This window comes from Cedecea davisae (assembly GCF_044095835.1).
Taxonomy (GTDB): domain Bacteria; phylum Pseudomonadota; class Gammaproteobacteria; order Enterobacterales; family Enterobacteriaceae; genus Cedecea; species Cedecea davisae.
This window is the reverse complement of record NZ_CP172054.1, coordinates 4,682,639-4,698,622: the sequence shown is the minus strand read 5'-3', so window position 1 is coordinate 4,698,622 and position 15,984 is coordinate 4,682,639. Positions and strand designations below refer to the sequence as shown.

13 protein-coding genes are annotated in these 15,984 nt (G+C 55.7%); 4 read left to right on the top strand and 9 right to left on the bottom strand.

The window, feature by feature from the left end; genetic code table 11:
* Nucleotides 1–40: 40 nt before the first annotated feature.
* From rraA to priA, 7 genes are all read right to left on the bottom strand, one after another.
* On the bottom strand, nucleotides 41–526 hold the full coding sequence (gene rraA / locus ACG1VR_RS22455; RefSeq protein ID WP_008457535.1) for a ribonuclease E activity regulator RraA: 486 nt from the start codon (nucleotides 524–526) through the stop codon (nucleotides 41–43).
* A 95-nt stretch (nucleotides 527–621) separates the two neighbouring features.
* Entirely contained in the window at nucleotides 622–1,548 is a 927-nt protein-coding gene (gene menA, locus ACG1VR_RS22450) for a 1,4-dihydroxy-2-naphthoate polyprenyltransferase (RefSeq protein WP_172568652.1), read from the bottom strand.
* 78 nt (nucleotides 1,549–1,626) lie between these two features.
* Entirely contained in the window at nucleotides 1,627–2,961 is a 1,335-nt protein-coding gene (gene hslU, locus ACG1VR_RS22445; protein ID WP_016538928.1) for an HslU--HslV peptidase ATPase subunit, read from the bottom strand.
* 9 nt (nucleotides 2,962–2,970) lie between these two features.
* Nucleotides 2,971–3,501 (bottom strand): ATP-dependent protease subunit HslV, encoded by a 531-nt coding sequence (gene hslV, locus ACG1VR_RS22440; RefSeq protein WP_039899013.1) that lies wholly within the window; start codon nucleotides 3,499–3,501, stop codon nucleotides 2,971–2,973.
* Nucleotides 3,502–3,590: 89 nt separating this feature from the next.
* Nucleotides 3,591–4,640, bottom strand: coding sequence for a cell division protein FtsN (gene ftsN, locus ACG1VR_RS22435; RefSeq protein WP_395489822.1), 1,050 nt, complete (start codon nucleotides 4,638–4,640; stop codon nucleotides 3,591–3,593).
* An 88-nt stretch (nucleotides 4,641–4,728) separates the two neighbouring features.
* The gene (gene cytR, locus ACG1VR_RS22430; RefSeq protein WP_016538931.1) at nucleotides 4,729–5,763 is read right to left on the bottom strand and encodes a DNA-binding transcriptional regulator CytR; all 1,035 of its coding nucleotides are present in this window, start codon (nucleotides 5,761–5,763) and stop codon (nucleotides 4,729–4,731) included.
* 148 nt (nucleotides 5,764–5,911) lie between these two features.
* Nucleotides 5,912–8,110 carry a primosomal protein N' gene (gene priA, locus ACG1VR_RS22425; RefSeq protein WP_395489821.1) on the bottom strand — a complete coding sequence of 733 codons (2,199 nt, stop codon included), beginning with the start codon at nucleotides 8,108–8,110 and terminating at the stop codon, nucleotides 5,912–5,914.
* Between the two features lie 206 nt (nucleotides 8,111–8,316).
* Here priA and rpmE point away from each other — a divergent pair, with 206 nt between their 5' ends.
* Nucleotides 8,317–8,532, top strand: a complete 216-nt coding sequence (gene rpmE, locus ACG1VR_RS22420) for a 50S ribosomal protein L31 (RefSeq protein WP_016538934.1) — start codon at nucleotides 8,317–8,319, stop codon at nucleotides 8,530–8,532.
* Between the two features lie 106 nt (nucleotides 8,533–8,638).
* On the opposite strand, the gene metJ is transcribed toward rpmE, so the two are convergent.
* Nucleotides 8,639–8,956 (bottom strand): met regulon transcriptional regulator MetJ, encoded by a 318-nt coding sequence (gene metJ / locus ACG1VR_RS22415; protein ID WP_008457553.1) that lies wholly within the window; start codon nucleotides 8,954–8,956, stop codon nucleotides 8,639–8,641.
* Between the two features lie 275 nt (nucleotides 8,957–9,231).
* On the opposite strand from metJ, the gene metB reads away from it, so the two are divergent.
* The 3 genes from metB (at nucleotide 9,232) to metF (ending at nucleotide 13,951) form a co-directional block, all read left to right on the top strand.
* Nucleotides 9,232–10,392 (top strand): cystathionine gamma-synthase, encoded by a 1,161-nt coding sequence (metB, locus tag ACG1VR_RS22410; protein WP_395489820.1) that lies wholly within the window; start codon nucleotides 9,232–9,234, stop codon nucleotides 10,390–10,392.
* A gap of 2 nt (nucleotides 10,393–10,394) precedes the next feature.
* The gene (locus ACG1VR_RS22405; RefSeq protein ID WP_016538936.1) at nucleotides 10,395–12,827 is read left to right on the top strand and encodes a bifunctional aspartate kinase/homoserine dehydrogenase II; all 2,433 of its coding nucleotides are present in this window, start codon (nucleotides 10,395–10,397) and stop codon (nucleotides 12,825–12,827) included.
* A gap of 233 nt (nucleotides 12,828–13,060) precedes the next feature.
* Entirely contained in the window at nucleotides 13,061–13,951 is an 891-nt protein-coding gene (gene metF, locus ACG1VR_RS22400; RefSeq protein WP_016538937.1) for a methylenetetrahydrofolate reductase, read from the top strand.
* A 64-nt stretch (nucleotides 13,952–14,015) separates the two neighbouring features.
* Here metF and ACG1VR_RS22395 read toward each other — a convergent pair whose 3' ends face one another.
* Entirely contained in the window at nucleotides 14,016–15,749 is a 1,734-nt protein-coding gene (locus tag ACG1VR_RS22395) for a phosphoethanolamine transferase CptA (protein WP_395489818.1), read from the bottom strand.
* Between the last annotated feature and the right edge of the window lie 235 nt (nucleotides 15,750–15,984).

The following is a 15,984-nucleotide window of genomic DNA, read 5'->3' as shown; positions in this document are numbered from 1 at the left end:
CGGGCGCCTCAGGCGCCCGTTTTGCTATGCATCAGCTGGACTATTCGATATCCAGCGGATCTTCGGAGAGAATAATTCCGGTGTTGTCGGCATACAGATGGTCGCCGGAGAAGAAGGTTACGCCGCCGAAATTAACGCGTACGTCACTCTCGCCGATGCCTTCGCCAGCGGAACCCGCCGGAATAGCCGCAATGGCCTGAATGCCAATATCCAGCTCTTCAAGGTCGTCCACCTGGCGTACCGCGCCGTAAACCACAATGCCTTCCCACTCGTTTTGCAGGGCAAGGCGAGCCAGTTCAGCATCGATCAGCGCGCGACGTACTGATCCGCCGCCGTCTACCAGCAATACGCGTCCACGGCCATTCTCTTCGAGCAGATCGTACAGCAACCCGTTGTCCTCGAAACATTTCACCGTGATGATTTGCCCACCGAATGACGAGCGGCCACCAAAATTGGAGAACAACGGCTCAACGACGTTGACCTCTTCCTGGTAGATGTCACAAAGCTCAGAAGTATCGTATTTCATAGGATTAAGGTTCTTTTGCTGCAGGAGCTGTCAGTATATCGCGTTCTGTTAACTGTTGGCAAAATCATCAATTGTTAATTGATATTTGTCAGTCATCAGCCAAAGGTGCTGAGCACCACGCCAAGCGCGAACAGCAGGTTAGTCAGCAGCGCCGCTTTGACGGTACGTTCCAGCATCGGGCGCATTGCAACGGGTTCCCGCTCGCGCAGCACGTAGGCGACTTGTTTTATCAGCAGCGGTGCCGCCAGCACAAACAGCCAGCCCCACAGGCTTTTGAGCCAGATGAGGTTAAACAACGCGAGGCAGACCAGCGCGCCAACCAGCAGGCAGGCATGGTAGCGGCGGGCGATAACCGGACCAAGGCGAACCGCCAGCGTGTTTTTACCGTTCTCACGGTCGCTGTCGATATCGCGCAGGTTATTAATATTCAGCACCGCTGTTGCCAGCAGGCCGCACGCGGTTGCGGGCAGAATAACTAAAGGTGCCAGCGAATGAGCCTGCAAATACCAGGTCCCGGCCACGCTAATCCAGCCGAAGAATACCAGCACTGAAATATCCCCCAGGCCCATATAGCCATAAGGGCGGGTGCCAACGGTGTAGCTGATGGCGGCAACGATAGACAGCACGCCGAGCAGCAAGAAGCCCATAAAATCAGCAAAGGTGTTGCAGGCAAGCGCCACCAGAGACAGACCGGAGAGGCAAATAAGCACCACCGTTATCACCAGCGCGCGTTTCATCTGGGCCTGGGTAATCACTCCTTTCTGCATGCCGCGCAGAGGCCCGATGCGGTCTTCGGTGTCGCTACCCTTAACGGCATCGCCATAGTCGTTGGCGAGGTTTGACAGGATTTGCAGCAGCCCGGCGGTTAACAATGCCAGCAGCGCAACGGCGGGATCGAATACGCCCTGCCACCAGGTCAGCGCAGAGCCACAGACTATTGAAGCAAATGCCAGAGGCAGCGTGCGTGGGCGCAGGCTTTCCAGCCAGGCCTGGGTGACACTAATAGGTTGCGAATTGCTCATAGTTTTGGTTGCCAGTTTAGATAAAAAAATGGAGGGCATAAGCCCTCCATTTCAAATGAAGAAAATGCGTTAGCCGGATTATAGGATAAAACGGCTCAGGTCTTCATCTGCAACCAACTCATCCAGATGCTTACCAACATATTCCGCATCAATCACGATAGACTGGCCGTTCAAATCGCTGGCGTCATAGGAGATATCTTCCATCAGGCGCTCAAGTACGGTGTGCAGACGGCGGGCACCGATATTTTCGGTAGACTCGTTCACCTGCCATGCGGCCTGGGCAATACGGCGAATACCGTCTTCGGTGAAGTCGATATTCACGCCTTCGGTCGCCATCAGCGCTTTGTACTGGACGGTCACGGAGGCATTTGGCTCGGTCAGGATGCGCTCAAAATCGTCAACCGTCAGCGCCTGCAGCTCTACGCGGATCGGCAGGCGACCCTGCAGCTCAGGGATCAAGTCTGACGGGCTGGCGACCTGGAATGCACCGGAAGCGATAAACAGAATGTGGTCGGTTTTCACCATCCCGTGCTTGGTCGAAACGGTGCAGCCTTCCACCAGCGGCAGCAGGTCACGCTGTACGCCCTCGCGGGACACGTCCGGGCCAGAGCTGTTGCCGCCGCGCTTACAGATTTTGTCGATTTCGTCGATGAACACGATACCGTGCTGCTCAACCGCATCGATAGCGTCCTGCTTCAGCTCTTCCGGATTCACCAGCTTCGCGGCTTCTTCTTCCACCAGCAGCTTCAGTGCATCTTTGATTTTCAGCTTACGCGGCTTCTGCTTCTGGCCGCCGAGGTTCTGGAACATGGACTGCAACTGGCTGGTCATCTCTTCCATACCCGGAGGCGCCATAATCTCTACGCCCATTGGCGCAGCGGCGAGATCGATTTCAATCTCTTTGTCATCCAGCTGGCCTTCGCGCAGCTTTTTACGGAATGACTGGCGTGCCGCAGACGGCTCTGGCTGGGTTTCGGATTGGCCCCAGTTATTCTTCGCCGGCGGGATCAGCACGTCGAGAATGCGTTCCTCGGCCATTTCTTCGGCGCGATAACGGTTTTTCTCGATGGACTGCATGCGCACCATTTTTATGGCCGAATCGGTCAAATCGCGGATGATAGAATCCACTTCTTTACCAACATAGCCAACTTCGGTGAACTTAGTCGCTTCAACTTTGATGAACGGCGCATTAGCCAGTTTTGCTAGGCGACGGGCGATTTCGGTTTTACCTACGCCGGTTGGGCCAATCATCAGAATATTTTTTGGAGTCACTTCGTGACGCAGCTCTTCATCAAGCTGCATGCGGCGCCAGCGGTTACGCAGGGCGATTGCAACGGAACGTTTGGCGTTATCCTGGCCGATAATGTGTTTGTTCAGTTCGCTGACAATTTCGCGTGGGGTCATTTCAGACATGGGAGATCCTTACGCTTTAGACGGTAATTCTTCGATGGTATGGAAGTGGTTGGTATAAATGCAGATATCGCCTGCAATATCCAACGCCTTGACAGCGATATCGCGCGCGTTCATGTCGGTGTTTTCCAGCATGGCGCGGGCTGCGGCCTGGGCGTACGGGCCGCCGGAGCCGATAGCAATCAGGTCGTTTTCCGGCTGAACGACGTCGCCGTTGCCGGTGATAATCAGAGAGGCGTTTTCGTCGGCCACCGCCAGCAGCGCTTCGAGCTTGCGCAACATTCGGTCGGTACGCCAGTCTTTCGCCAGCTCAACGGCCGCTTTCACCAGATGGCCCTGGTGCATCTCAAGCTTACGTTCAAACAGCTCGAACAGCGTGAAGGCATCCGCCGTACCCCCGGCAAAACCGGCGATCACTTTGTCGTTGTACAGGCGGCGGACTTTTTTGACGTTGCCCTTCATTACGGTGTTACCCAGTGTGGCCTGGCCATCACCGGCAATCACCACCTGGCCGTTACGGCGTACGCTTACTATTGTTGTCACGGGCAGACCCCTTTTGCATCAGCTAAACACGAGCCCTGCGCGTTACGCAGGGCCTAATGCCAATATAAATGGGGGGCAATTTTGGGGTTTCAACCCCCGGAAGCAAGACGAATGCAGCTGGTGTGGCCGGCCATCTTCAGGCGGTTGATAGTGATATCGGCATTATCTTTACCTTTGATTGGGCCAATCACTACGCGGTTCCAGCCGTTATTGGTGGTAATGCGGGAGTCAAAGCCTTCAAACGCCAGCTGCGCACGAACGGTTTCCGCCTGCTCGCTGCCTTTGAATGAGCCGCACTGAACCATCCAGCGCTTCTCATCCTTCTTCTCCTGGGTCGCAGGAGCGGCCTGCTTCGCCACTTCCGGCTCGCGCGTTATTGGTGCGGCTTGCTGCGTCTCACGCTGGGCCGGTTTTGGCTGCTGAGGCTGCTTTTGCTGGCTGTGCGGCGGCGTTTGCAACAGATCCTGGTAAGGCTGCTGATTGCTGCTGGCGGTGGCCTTCGGCTGTTGCTGCTGCACGGTACGCGGCTGTTGGTAAGGCTGGGTAGTTTGCTGCGCGCTGCGTGGCTGCTGGTAAGGCTGCTCGGCTACGCGTTGCTGAACGCGCGGTTGCTGCTGCGTTTGCGTATTCCACTGCTGCTGTACCGGCTGAGTTTGCTGTATCTGCTGCTTTTGGCGCTGCAGCGTTTGCTGGCGTTGGGCAGGCGTCTGCTCGTTCCACGGCACTTCATTCAGCTGCGTTGGCTGCTGGCGCATATCCGCCTGCATCTGCTCAAGCAACTGACGTTGTTCGTTGGTTAACTGGCTCTGGTTTTGCACTTCGCCACCGGCGGTCGGTTCCGTAGGCGTGCGCACGCCCGGCTGGCGGTTCTCCAGCTCTTTAATATAACGCCAGCGTTCTTCCGGTTTTGGCGGCAGGCCGTTTCCGGTCACTTTATGGCCGGGAAGCGTGTCGCTCTCTTCTTTTTTATGGTGAGTAATAAAGTAAAGGGCGCCGACGAAGGCCACCACGACAGCCGCCGCAATGGCTACCATTGTCGGAGAGACGGATGGCAGACTACGTTGCTTTTTGCGGGATGTACTTTTCTTGCGCCGCGTCCCTGCCGACTGCCCGCGGCTTACATAATCTCGTTGTGCCACTATCGTTTCGCTGTCTTTATTCGTTTATCAGTCCGCCATGTTACTTAAGGGGCGGGGCTTTGACCAGTTTATGGAGTCCTAAAACGGCTCATTTTCTGCTGCCGGGAGCAGCGGTGCTGCCGCGCTCAATAAGGTCACAGTCCAGCAGCCGGGATCCGCTGTTAACATCTTCGCCGTTCATGTTGTCCAGCAGTAGCAGCATAGCTTCCCTGCCTATATCGAAGCGGGGTTGTGCCACTGTGGTGAGGGGCGGGTCACAAAACTGCGATAGCGCGATATCGTCGAAGCCCATGATCGATAAATCTTCCGGTACTTTCAGGCCGCTACGCTTAGCCTGAGAAAGCGCGCCCAGCGCCATGACGTCGCTGTGGCAGAAAATGGCGGTTGGCGGTTCCGGGAGTTCAATTAGCTGCGCCAGAGCCGCGGCGCCCGCTTCAAAGGTGAAGTCGCCGCGCGCAATATAGTGAGGATCGACCACAAGCCCGTTGCGGCGCAGCGCCTGGACATAGCCCTGTAGGCGATAGTGGCACAGCGGCATCTCTTCGGGACCGGCAATGCAGGCGATGCGTTTGTGGCCCAGCTCCTGGAGGTAATAAACGGCGTTGAAGGCTGCGGTGAGGTTGTCGATATGCACCGTCGGCAATTCCAGCTCCGGGGCAAATTCGTTCGCCATTACCATCGGCGGCAGGTTGCGCTGCTCTTCCTTGCTGGCATCAAACGGCAGGCGGGATCCGAGCAGCAGCATGCCATCAATCTGTTTGGTGATAATCAGGTCGATAAAGGTTTTTTCTTGCTGATTCTGGTGGGCGCAGTCGCCAATCAGCACCAGATAACCCTGCGAAGCGGCGGTCACTTCAATGCCGCGTATGATTTCGCTAAAAAACGGATCGCAGATATCAGGCACGATGACGAGGATAGTGCGCGACTCACTGCGTTTGATACTGCGGCCTAAAGAGCTGGGCAAATAGCCCACTTCAATCGCCGCCTGCTCCACGCGGTTACGGGTGCTTTGAGAGACTTTATCAGGGTTCATTAAGGCGCGGGACACCGTCGCAGTAGACACTTTCGCCTGCACGGCCACATCTTTCATGGTGGCATTGGCCACCTGTTTCTTCGGCTTCACTTCTTCTCCTCACATGCACACCGCCGTCGTCAACGCATCCTGCGTATCTGACAGTCATCACATTCTTAGCAGAAGTTGGCTGTAAGCGGTTACAATTTTTTCACAAGAAATGTGATGAGCATTAGATTTTTCGATCCGCTTCTCATAACTAGCCGTCGATAGGGTCGACATCCAGCATCCATTTCACCTTGCGCGCCTCGGGCAGCGTATTAACCAAAGCCAGCGAGTGGCTAATCAGCTTTTGCAGGCGCGCTCGGGAAGGATGCTGGAGCAAAATTTGCCAGCGGAAGCGACCGCCTCGTTTAGCCTGCAACGACGGAACGGGTCCCATAATCCAGAGCTGTTCATCCCGCAGCGGGCTGGCTTCCAGCAGGTTGCGAAGCTGCTGTAAAAACAGCGGTGCCTGCTGGTTATTCTGATCCTCAGCGCGGATGAGCACATGGCTGGTGTACGGCGGTAAGAACACCGTCTTACGTTCGCCGAGCGCCTGGCTGGAGAAAGCGTCATAACCTTTTGTGAGCAGCGTTTGTAGCAGAGGGTGGTCGGGGTGATGCGTTTGCAGCAGCACCTCACCCTGTTTTCCCGCGCGCCCGGCGCGGCCGGAAACCTGAACGTAAAGCTGAGCAAAACGCTCGGCGGCGCGGAAGTCAGCCGAAAACAGCGCTCCGTCTACGTCCAGCAACGCAACCAGCGTGACGTCAGGAAAGTGGTGCCCTTTGGCCAGCATCTGGGTGCCGATTAAGATACGCGCCCCGCCGCGATGCACTTCTGCAAGCTGCTGCTCGAGCGCCCCTTTGCGGCTGGTGGTATCGCGATCGATACGGGAAATTGGTACGTTCGGAAACAGCGGCTCAAGGCTATGCTCAAGCTGTTCCGTACCCATCCCCACGGGGACCAGGTTCGTTGAACCGCACTGAGGACACTGGTGCGGAATGGCCCGCTGGCTATCGCAGTGGTGGCAGCGCAGATGCCGCTGCCCCTGGTGCAGCGTGTAATAGTGATCGCAGCGCGTGCATTCTGCTATCCACCCGCACTCATGGCACAGCAGCGCAGGAGCAAAGCCCCGGCGGTTAAGAAACAGAATCACCTGGTTGTCTGCGGCCAGGTGCTCACCTATCTTTTTGATCAGCGCCGGAGCCAGCCCTGATTTCAGCTGCTGGCCTTTCAGGTCAACCACCTGCTGATGTGCAGGCCGCGCGTTTCCGGCTCGTTTGGTGAGCCGCAGCTGGCGATATTTCCCCAACTCGACGTTATGTAACGTTTCCAGCGCTGGCGTAGCGGAACCGAGGATGATGGGGATATCTTCTGCGTGAGCGCGATAGACGGCGAGATCGCGAGCGTGATAGCGCCAGCCTTCCTGCTGCTTGTAGGAGCTGTCGTGCTCTTCATCGATAACGATAACGCCGAGGCGGCAGAAAGGGGTAAACAGCGAAGAGCGCGTACCAATAATGATTGCCGCCTCGCCGCTGCGTGCTTTCAGCCAGACGTTTAATCTTTCGCTGTCATTTAGCCCGGAATGCAGCACTTCAACCGGGGCGTTAAAACGCTCGCGGAAGCGGGCAATAGTTTGCGGCGTCAGGCCAATTTCGGGAACCAGAACCAGCGCCTGCTTGCCCTGGGCCAGCACGTTCTCCAGTACGCTAAGGTAAACCTCGGTTTTCCCCGAGCCGGTGATACCTGCCAGCAGCCAGGCGGAAAAATGGTCGGACTCGCTGTGGATGGCTCCAACGGCGGTGGCCTGCTCGGTATTCAGCCTTAAACGCTCTCCGGCAACGGAATAGTTTTTACGCCAGTCCTCTTCTTCCGGGGCCGCGCTTTTCAGGTCGCACAGCCCTTTGGTCCGTAGCGCCTGCAGGCCGGGTTCGTTTATCTCCAGCTCGCCAATTTGATGCCGCCAGATGATATTGTGACGCAGCGCCGCCAGCGCCTGCTGCTGTTTGGGCGCACGTTTCAGGCTATTGAGATCGACTGCTTTTCCTTCTTCGGTCGCAAACCAATACCAGAGCGGAGCGTGGTGAGCGGGTTTGCCCTGGCGAAGCAATATCGGCAGAGCGTGAAACAGCACTTCGCCAATCGGGTGATGATAATACTCCGCCGACCACAGCAGAACGCGCCACAGAGAAGAGGTGAACAGCGAAACGCCGTCGAGTACATCGGCGACCGGCTTGAGCTTCTCAAGAGGAAGATCGCTGTTATCGCTGACGGCCATAACTATGCCGACAGCCTGGCGCTGCTTGCCAAATGGCACCTGCACGCGGCAGCCGACATTGACCTGCATGCCCGCGGGAAGCAGATAATCGAAGGTGCGGGCCAGAGGAACCGGCAGGGCGACATGGGCTACGGGCATGAAAGCGTCCAGGCTGAAAAAAATGACGTATTAGTGTACACTGTGTGCTTGCAAAAATGCGGATCAGTTTGCACCGGCAGGTTAATCTCTGTATGATTCGCCGCCTTTGATGCGCAGTTTTGGTATCGAAAAAACCTAATTATTAACATCGCGTGGTGTCTGGCGTTAGGGCTGGAAGAGCGACGCGGCCTTTACCGAGGTTTACCATGAAAAAAGATATCCATCCTAAATACGAAGAAATTACTGCAAACTGCTCTTGCGGTAACGTTATCAAAATCCGCTCTACCGCGGGTCACGACCTGAACCTGGACGTATGTGGCGAATGCCACCCGTTCTACACTGGTAAACAACGTGATGTTGCTACCGGCGGCCGTGTTGATCGCTTCAACAAGCGCTTCAGCGTACCAGGCGCGAAAAAATAAGTTTCGCGAGCTGGAAAGAGAAAGGCACCCAAGGGTGCCTTTTTTGTGCCCGCAATCCGGCAAACGGATAAAGAAAAGGCGCCTTTCGGCGCCTTAACCATCGAGCTTAATATTCCCACGTATCCGGATCGATACCCAGTTCACGCATAATGACCTTGGCATCTTCCGGGATCTCATCGCTGCGTTCTTTACGCAGGTCAGCATCGTTCGGCAGCGGCTGGCCGGTGAATGCGTGCAGAAAAGCTTCGCACAGCAGTTCACTGTTGGTCGCATGACGCAGGTTATTCACCTGGCGACGAGTGCGCTCGTCGGTGAGGATCTTCAACACTTTCAGAGGAATGGAAACCGTAATTTTCTTTACTTGCTCACTCTTCTTACCGTGCTCAGCGTAGGGGCTGATATATTCGCCGCTCCATTCAGCCATGAGATACCTAATCCTCTTAATCTATGAAAATGTGCCAAAGCCGGGCATACCCGCGGCGCTGACGATTATCTCTTTTAGTGTACAGCGTAGGATAACCCTTTACCGAGCGCGAAACTCAGACACATACACTCTAAAACGCATAATTTTAACGGCTATTTGTCTTTTGCTCAATCTATACGCAAAGAGGTTTAGATGTCCAGATGTATTGACGTCTATATCGGGGTTGTTTACTCTGAGGCCTGACTTTTATTCGACCAGCAAGGATCGGGAACACCATGACGCGTAAACAGGCAACTATAGCAGTACGTAGCGGTTTGAATGATGACGAGCAGTACGGCTGCGTCGTTCCGCCTATCCATTTGTCCAGCACCTATAATTTCACCGGCTTTAACGAGCCGCGTGCCCATGACTATTCGCGCCGTGGCAACCCGACGCGTGATGTAGTGCAGCGCGCGCTGGCGGAACTGGAAGGTGGCGCGGGTGCGGTAATGACCAATACCGGCATGTCTGCGATTCACCTGGTGACGACGGTGTTCCTCAAGCCCGGCGATCTGCTGGTAGCGCCTCATGACTGCTATGGCGGCAGCTATCGCCTGTTTGATAGTCTTGCAAAACGTGGGGCTTATCGCGTTTTATTCGTCGATCAGGGTAACGAAGAAGCTTTAAAATCTGCGCTGGCGGAAAAACCCAGGCTGGTACTGGTAGAAAGTCCAAGTAATCCATTGTTGCGCGTCGTAGATATTGCGAAAATCTGCGCCGCCGCTCGCGAAGCGGGTGCGGTTAGCGTGGTGGATAACACGTTCCTGAGTCCGGCGCTGCAAAATCCGCTGGAGCTGGGAGCCGACCTGGTGCTGCATTCCTGCACCAAATACCTTAACGGCCACTCGGATGTGGTTGCTGGCGTAGTGATTGCGAAGGATCCTGAAACCGTCACCGAACTGGCATGGTGGGCGAATAATATCGGCGTAACCGGTAGCGCGTTTGACAGCTATTTGCTGCTGCGCGGCCTGCGTACCCTGTCGCCGCGTATGGAAGTGGCCCAGCGTAACGCCCAGGCGATTGTTGAGTTCCTTAAGCAGCAGTCGCTGGTGAAAAAGCTGTATCATCCTTCCCTGCCGGAAAACCAGGGCCACGAGATTGCCGCTCGCCAGCAAAAAGGCTTTGGGGCGATGCTGAGTTTTGAACTGGACGGCGATGAGCAAACGCTACGTCGTTTCCTGAGCGGCCTGTCGCTGTTTACCCTGGCGGAATCGCTGGGGGGCGTTGAGAGCCTGATTTCTCACGCCGCAACCATGACCCATGCGGGCATGGCTCCGGAGGCGCGTGCCGCCGCCGGTATTTCTGAGACGCTGCTACGTGTTTCAACGGGTATAGAAGATAGTGAAGATTTAATTGCCGATCTGGAAAATGCCTTCCGGGTCGCTGCCGAGGGGTAAGCATGAGTGTTTCAGCACCAGCAGGGACGCCGGTTCGTCAACTGCACAAGTTTGGTGGCAGCAGTCTCGCCGATGTGAAGTGTTACCTGCGCGTGGCGGGTATCATGACCGAGTATTCCAGACCGGGTGACATGATGGTGGTTTCGGCCGCCGGTAGTACTACTAACCAGTTGATTAACTGGCTCAAGTTGAGCCAGAGCGACAGGCTTTCCGCCCATCAGGTTCAGCAGACGCTGCGTCGCTATCAGAGCGACCTTATCGGCGGACTGCTGCCGCCGGATATTGCCGACGGCCTGATTAGCGATTTTGTCCACGATCTGGAGCGCCTCGCTGGCCTGCTGGATGGCAAAATGACCGATGCGGTCTACGCCGAAGTGGTTGGGCACGGCGAAGTCTGGTCTGCACGCCTGATGTCGGCGGTGTTGAATTTACAGGGCGTAGAAGCCGCATGGCTGGATGCGCGCGATTTTATGCGTGCCGAGCGTGCTGCGCAGCCGCAGGTCGATGAAGGGCGCTCCTGGCCGCTGCTGCAAAACCTGCTTGCCCAGCATCCGAATAAACGCCTGGTGGTTACCGGCTTTATCTGTAGCAACGAAGCCGGTGAAACCGTGCTGCTGGGCCGTAACGGCTCCGACTATTCCGCAACGCAAATTGGCGCGCTGGCCGGGGTTTCCCGCGTGACCATCTGGAGCGACGTAGCCGGCGTTTACAGCGCGGATCCGCGCAAAGTGAAAGATGCCTGCCTGCTGCCGCTGCTGCGCCTTGATGAAGCCAGCGAGCTGGCTCGCCTTGCCGCTCCGGTGCTGCATGCCCGTACTTTGCAGCCGGTCTCCGGCAGCGATATCGATCTTCAATTGCGCTGCAGTTATTCCCCGGAACAGGGTTCCACACGCATTGAGCGTGTACTCGCTTCCGGTACCGGCGCACGTATTGTTACCAGCCACGACGACGTTTGCCTGATTGAGTACCAGGTGCCGTCGCATCAGGACTTCAAGCTGGCGCAAAAAGAGCTGGATCTGATTCTAAAACGCGCTCAGGTGCGGCCGCTCTCTATTGGCGTGCATCCTGACCGTAACCTGCTCCAGCTTTGCTATACCTCGGAAGTAGCCGGAAGTGCGCTGCACATTCTGCAGGATGCGGCTTTACAGGGCGAACTGCGTCTGCGGGAAGGGCTGGCGCTGGTAGCGATGGTCGGGGCAGGTGTTTGCCGCAATCCGCTGCACAGCCACCGTTTCTGGCAGCAGTTAAAAGATCATCCGGTTGAGTTTATCTGGCAGTCCGAAGACGGCATCAGCCTGGTAGCGGTGCTGCGGGTTGGCCCGACCGAAAGCCTGATTCAGGGGCTGCACAAGTCGCTGTTCCGCGCCGAGAAGCGCATTGGCCTGATGCTGTTCGGAAAAGGCAACATTGGCTCTCGCTGGCTTGAGCTGTTTGCCCGCGAGCAGGAAATCCTCTCCGCGAGGACCGGCTTTGAATTTGTGCTGGCCGGGGTCGTGGACAGCAGCCGCAGCCTGCTGAATTATGAAGGGCTGGATGCCAGCCGCGCGCTGGCGTTCTTTAACGACGAGGCCGTTGAGCAGGATGAAGAATCACTGTTCCTGTGGATGCGCGCCCACCCTTATGACGATTTAGTGGTGCTGGACGTGACCGCCAGCGAGCAGCTTGCGGATCAGTATCTTGATTTCGCCAGCCACGGTTTCCATGTGATCAGCGCCAATAAGCTGGCCGGGGCAGGGAATGGCCATAAGTATCGCCAGATTCGTGATGCGTTTGAGAAAACGGGGCGTCACTGGCTGTACAACGCGACGGTAGGTGCAGGCCTGCCGGTTAACCACACGGTGCGTGACCTGCGCGACAGCGGTGACGCGATTCTTGCCATCAGCGGTATTTTCTCCGGCACGCTCTCCTGGCTGTTCCTGCAATTCGACGGCACGGTTCCGTTTACCGAACTGGTGGATCAGGCCTGGCAGCAGGGGCTGACCGAGCCGGACCCGCGAGTTGATCTGTCCGGTAAAGATGTGATGCGTAAGCTGGTGATCCTTGCCCGCGAAGCGGGTTACGACATTGAGCCGGATCAGGTGCGCGTGGAGTCTTTAGTGCCTGCGGGGTGTGAAGGTGGCTCCATCGATCATTTCTTTGAAAACGGCGACGAGCTGAACGACCAGATGGTGCAGCGCCTGGAAGCGGCTCAGGAAATGGGGCTGGTGCTGCGCTATGTGGCGCGGTTCGATGCGAACGGCAAAGCGCGCGTTGGCGTTGAGGCTGTGCGCCCCGAGCATCCTTTGGCCGCTCTGCTGCCGTGCGATAACGTATTCGCCATCGAAAGCCGCTGGTATCGCGATAATCCGCTGGTTATCCGCGGGCCTGGCGCAGGCCGTGATGTGACGGCAGGCGCTATTCAGTCTGATTTAAACCGACTGGCGCAACTGCTGTAGCTATTTTGGCCCTCTTCTTCCGGGAGAGGGCCAGTTATCCTCCATTTTCGCTTCACACCTTCTCCCCGTCCTGAAAAAAATTCATCTTGAGTGAGAATTCCTCCACTCCCAGTAATGATATTTCTGTTGACGCCTTTGTTCTTTTCGGTCATCTTTCTATCTGGACGTCTAAACGTCTGGGTGGCAGTAGGCATAAAAACACACGATAACGATGCGATTGAAGAGGTAAGGGTATGAGCTTTTTTCACGCCAACCAGCGGGAAGCGCTGAACCAGAGTCTGGCCGAAGTGGCCGGGCAGATTAACGTTTCTTTTGAGTTTTTCCCGCCGCGTACCAGTGAAATGGAGCAGACTCTGTGGCGCTCAATTGACCGTCTTAGCAGCCTGAAGCCCAAATTTGTTTCCGTTACCTACGGCGCGAACTCCGGCGAGCGAGACCGCACCCACAGCATCATTAAAGGCATTAAAGAACGTACCGGCCTGGAAGCGGCACCGCATCTGACCTGCGTGGATGCTACTCGCGATGAGCTGCAAACCATTGCGAAGGACTACTGGGACAACGGCATTCGCCATATTGTTGCCCTGCGCGGCGACCTGCCCCCCGGCAGCGGCAAACCGGAGCTCTATGCCACCGATCTTGTGGCCTTGCTGAAGGACGTGGGCGACTTTGATATCTCCGTTGCCGCCTATCCTGAAGTGCACCCGGAAGCCAAAAGCGCCCAGTCAGACTTGTTGAATCTGAAGCGCAAAATCGAAGCCGGTGCTAACCGGGCGATTACCCAGTTCTTCTTTGATGTTGAAAGCTACCTGCGTTTTCGCGACCGCAGCGTGGCTGCCGGGATTGACGTCGAAATTATTCCTGGCATCCTGCCGGTGTCTAACTTCAGGCAGGCGAAGAAATTTGCCGACATGACCAACGTGAGAATTCCGGCGTGGATGGCGCAGATGTTTGAAGGGCTGGATAATGACGCGGAAACTCGCCAGCTGGTCGGCGCGAATATCGCAATGGATATGGTGAAGATCCTGAGCCGCGAGGGCGTGAAAGACTTCCACTTCTACACCCTGAACCGCGCGGAAATGAGTTACGCTATTTGCCACACGCTCGGCGTTCGCCCTGCGCTTTGAGTGCAGTTCCAAAATCAAAAGCCCCGCTAATGAGCGGGGCTTTGTGTTTATATCGGCGAAATCATTACTGATTGCCAACCTCATTGCCGTAAGGCAGCGTGTCGTAATCTTTCAACGCACCCTTTTCATACGGGTTGCCAATCCAGCGGGTTGCTTCAACAAACTGCGGGCTGGTTATTGAGCGGGTCTCATCATAGCCGTCGTAGGATAAACCAGCCAAATCAGACCAGGTATGAATAAGCTGTGAGCTGCTGTATTTGCGGTTCACGTCAGTTGAGAAATCGCGCGGATGCGCCTGCTGCCAGGTCGGCGATGTCCAGACGATAAACGGCACGGTGTACATATGGCGCGTTGGGTTGCTTTCATTGCGCCCCTGGGTCTGGTGAGGCGTGGTGTCGTAAACCTCTTCCCCGTGGTCGGAGAAATAAAGCATAAAGCCGTTAGGATCGCTGGCCTTAAAGTCTTTTATCAGGGTAGCAACCACATGGTCATTAAACAGGTTGGCGTTGTCGTAGCTGTTATACGCTTCCTGCTGATCTTTGCTTAACCCTGCCGGTAAATCGTCGGTTTTACCGTCAAATTTGTTCCAGTTTTCCGGGTAGCGGAAATCGTAGCGGATATGGGTTCCCAGCAAATGCACGACGATGAATTTCTTCGGCGCCGGGTCGGCTAATACTTCTTTAAACGGTGCCAGCACGTTGGTGTCATATTCGCGTGCGCTCTGGGTGCGCTGCTGGTTCATGTAATATTGCTTGTCGGTCTGCTTCGAGAACACCGCCAGCATGGTGTTGCGCTCGGTCATCGTCTGCTGGTTGGTTATCCAGAAGGTTTTATACCCGGCCTGCTTCATCATGTTCATCAGCGACGGTTTGGTCAGGTAGAGATCCGGATTTTTTTCGTCCGCGAACGTCAGCGCCTGCTGAAGAATTTCAATGGTGTAAGGACGCGAAGTCACTACGTCATTGAAGACGGTCATCTGCGGGTCGGTTTTATGTAACTCATCCAGCTCAGGCGTGGTCTGGCGGTGATAGCCGTACAGGCTCATACGGCCGCGCTGCGTGGACTCGCCAATGACCAGAACCAGCGTGCGCGGCTCGTTGCCGGAAGCGTCTTTCATGTTTGCCAGCGGCGGCAGCGCATTGTTGGTGCTGAGCATGCTGTTCAGGCTGTCCAGCTGCTGGCGATATTCGGTATAAGCCACGATGAACTGCCACGGTGCCGCTGGCTCCAGGCGGTAGGAGATGCTGGAGAAAGCATCGGCCAGGCTGCTCTTTTTGATAAGCCACTCTTTGCCGACCGGGTTGAGGATCAGGCCGAACAGGATCGCGAAGGAAACCAGCCAGCGCCATGGGTTTGGAATATAGACCGGGCGCAGGCGAGTCCACAGCAGTATTGCCACCAGGGTGTAGGCAAGCGTGATGAGCAGCAATTTCAGGCTGAAATACTGGCTGAGGTATTCGCTGGCTTCATTGGCGTTGGTTTCAAACATTACAAACAGAACGCTTTGCGAAAACTCCTGCCCGTAAACCACATAGTAGCCCAGCGCGGCAATTGAGGCCGCCCATAAGACGACACCGATAACGGCGGCAATAATCTTGGTGCGCTGTGGGAAAAGAAATACCGGAATAAACCACAGTGAGCTGAACAGCAGGGAATCACGTAAGCCGGTTGTACCGCTGTATCCCGTGGCTAAAATGGCAACCTGAAGAACCGAAGAGAAGTACCAAAAATAGAGCAAAACCCATCCAAGGGCTTTTAAACTGAACTTTCGTTCAGAATGATTCTGTGTGAAGTGCATACTCTTGCCTGTGCTATAAAATAATCATTAACCGTAATGAGAAAACCTTAAGTAAGCCTTAGTTATGGACGCTACGGTGGCTTGTAATCACGAAAAAAGCCACCCATGAATGGGTGACTTTTGCGCACAATATAGAAAATGTGTCGGAACAATGACAGCGGAATTTAAGGCTCGTTCCACTGCGATTTACGGTGGCGATATTTTTGAGTGTTTATTGCCGTTTTATTTAAGAAGA

Coding starts and splice junctions, on each gene's coding strand:
- rraA (WP_008457535.1), bottom strand. CDS start 526: ATGAAATACGATACTTCTGAGCTTTGTGACATCTACCAGGAAGAGGTC.
- menA (WP_172568652.1), bottom strand. CDS start 1,548: ATGAGCAATTCGCAACCTATTAGTGTCACCCAGGCCTGGCTGGAAAGC.
- hslU (WP_016538928.1), bottom strand. CDS start 2,961: ATGTCTGAAATGACCCCACGCGAAATTGTCAGCGAACTGAACAAACAC.
- priA (WP_395489821.1), bottom strand. CDS start 8,110: ATGCCCGTAGCCCATGTCGCCCTGCCGGTTCCTCTGGCCCGCACCTTC.
- rpmE (WP_016538934.1), top strand. CDS start 8,317: ATGAAAAAAGATATCCATCCTAAATACGAAGAAATTACTGCAAACTGC.
- metJ (WP_008457553.1), bottom strand. CDS start 8,956: ATGGCTGAATGGAGCGGCGAATATATCAGCCCCTACGCTGAGCACGGT.
- metB (WP_395489820.1), top strand. CDS start 9,232: ATGACGCGTAAACAGGCAACTATAGCAGTACGTAGCGGTTTGAATGAT.
- ACG1VR_RS22405 (WP_016538936.1), top strand. CDS start 10,395: ATGAGTGTTTCAGCACCAGCAGGGACGCCGGTTCGTCAACTGCACAAG.
- metF (WP_016538937.1), top strand. CDS start 13,061: ATGAGCTTTTTTCACGCCAACCAGCGGGAAGCGCTGAACCAGAGTCTG.
- ACG1VR_RS22395 (WP_395489818.1), bottom strand. CDS start 15,749: ATGCACTTCACACAGAATCATTCTGAACGAAAGTTCAGTTTAAAAGCC.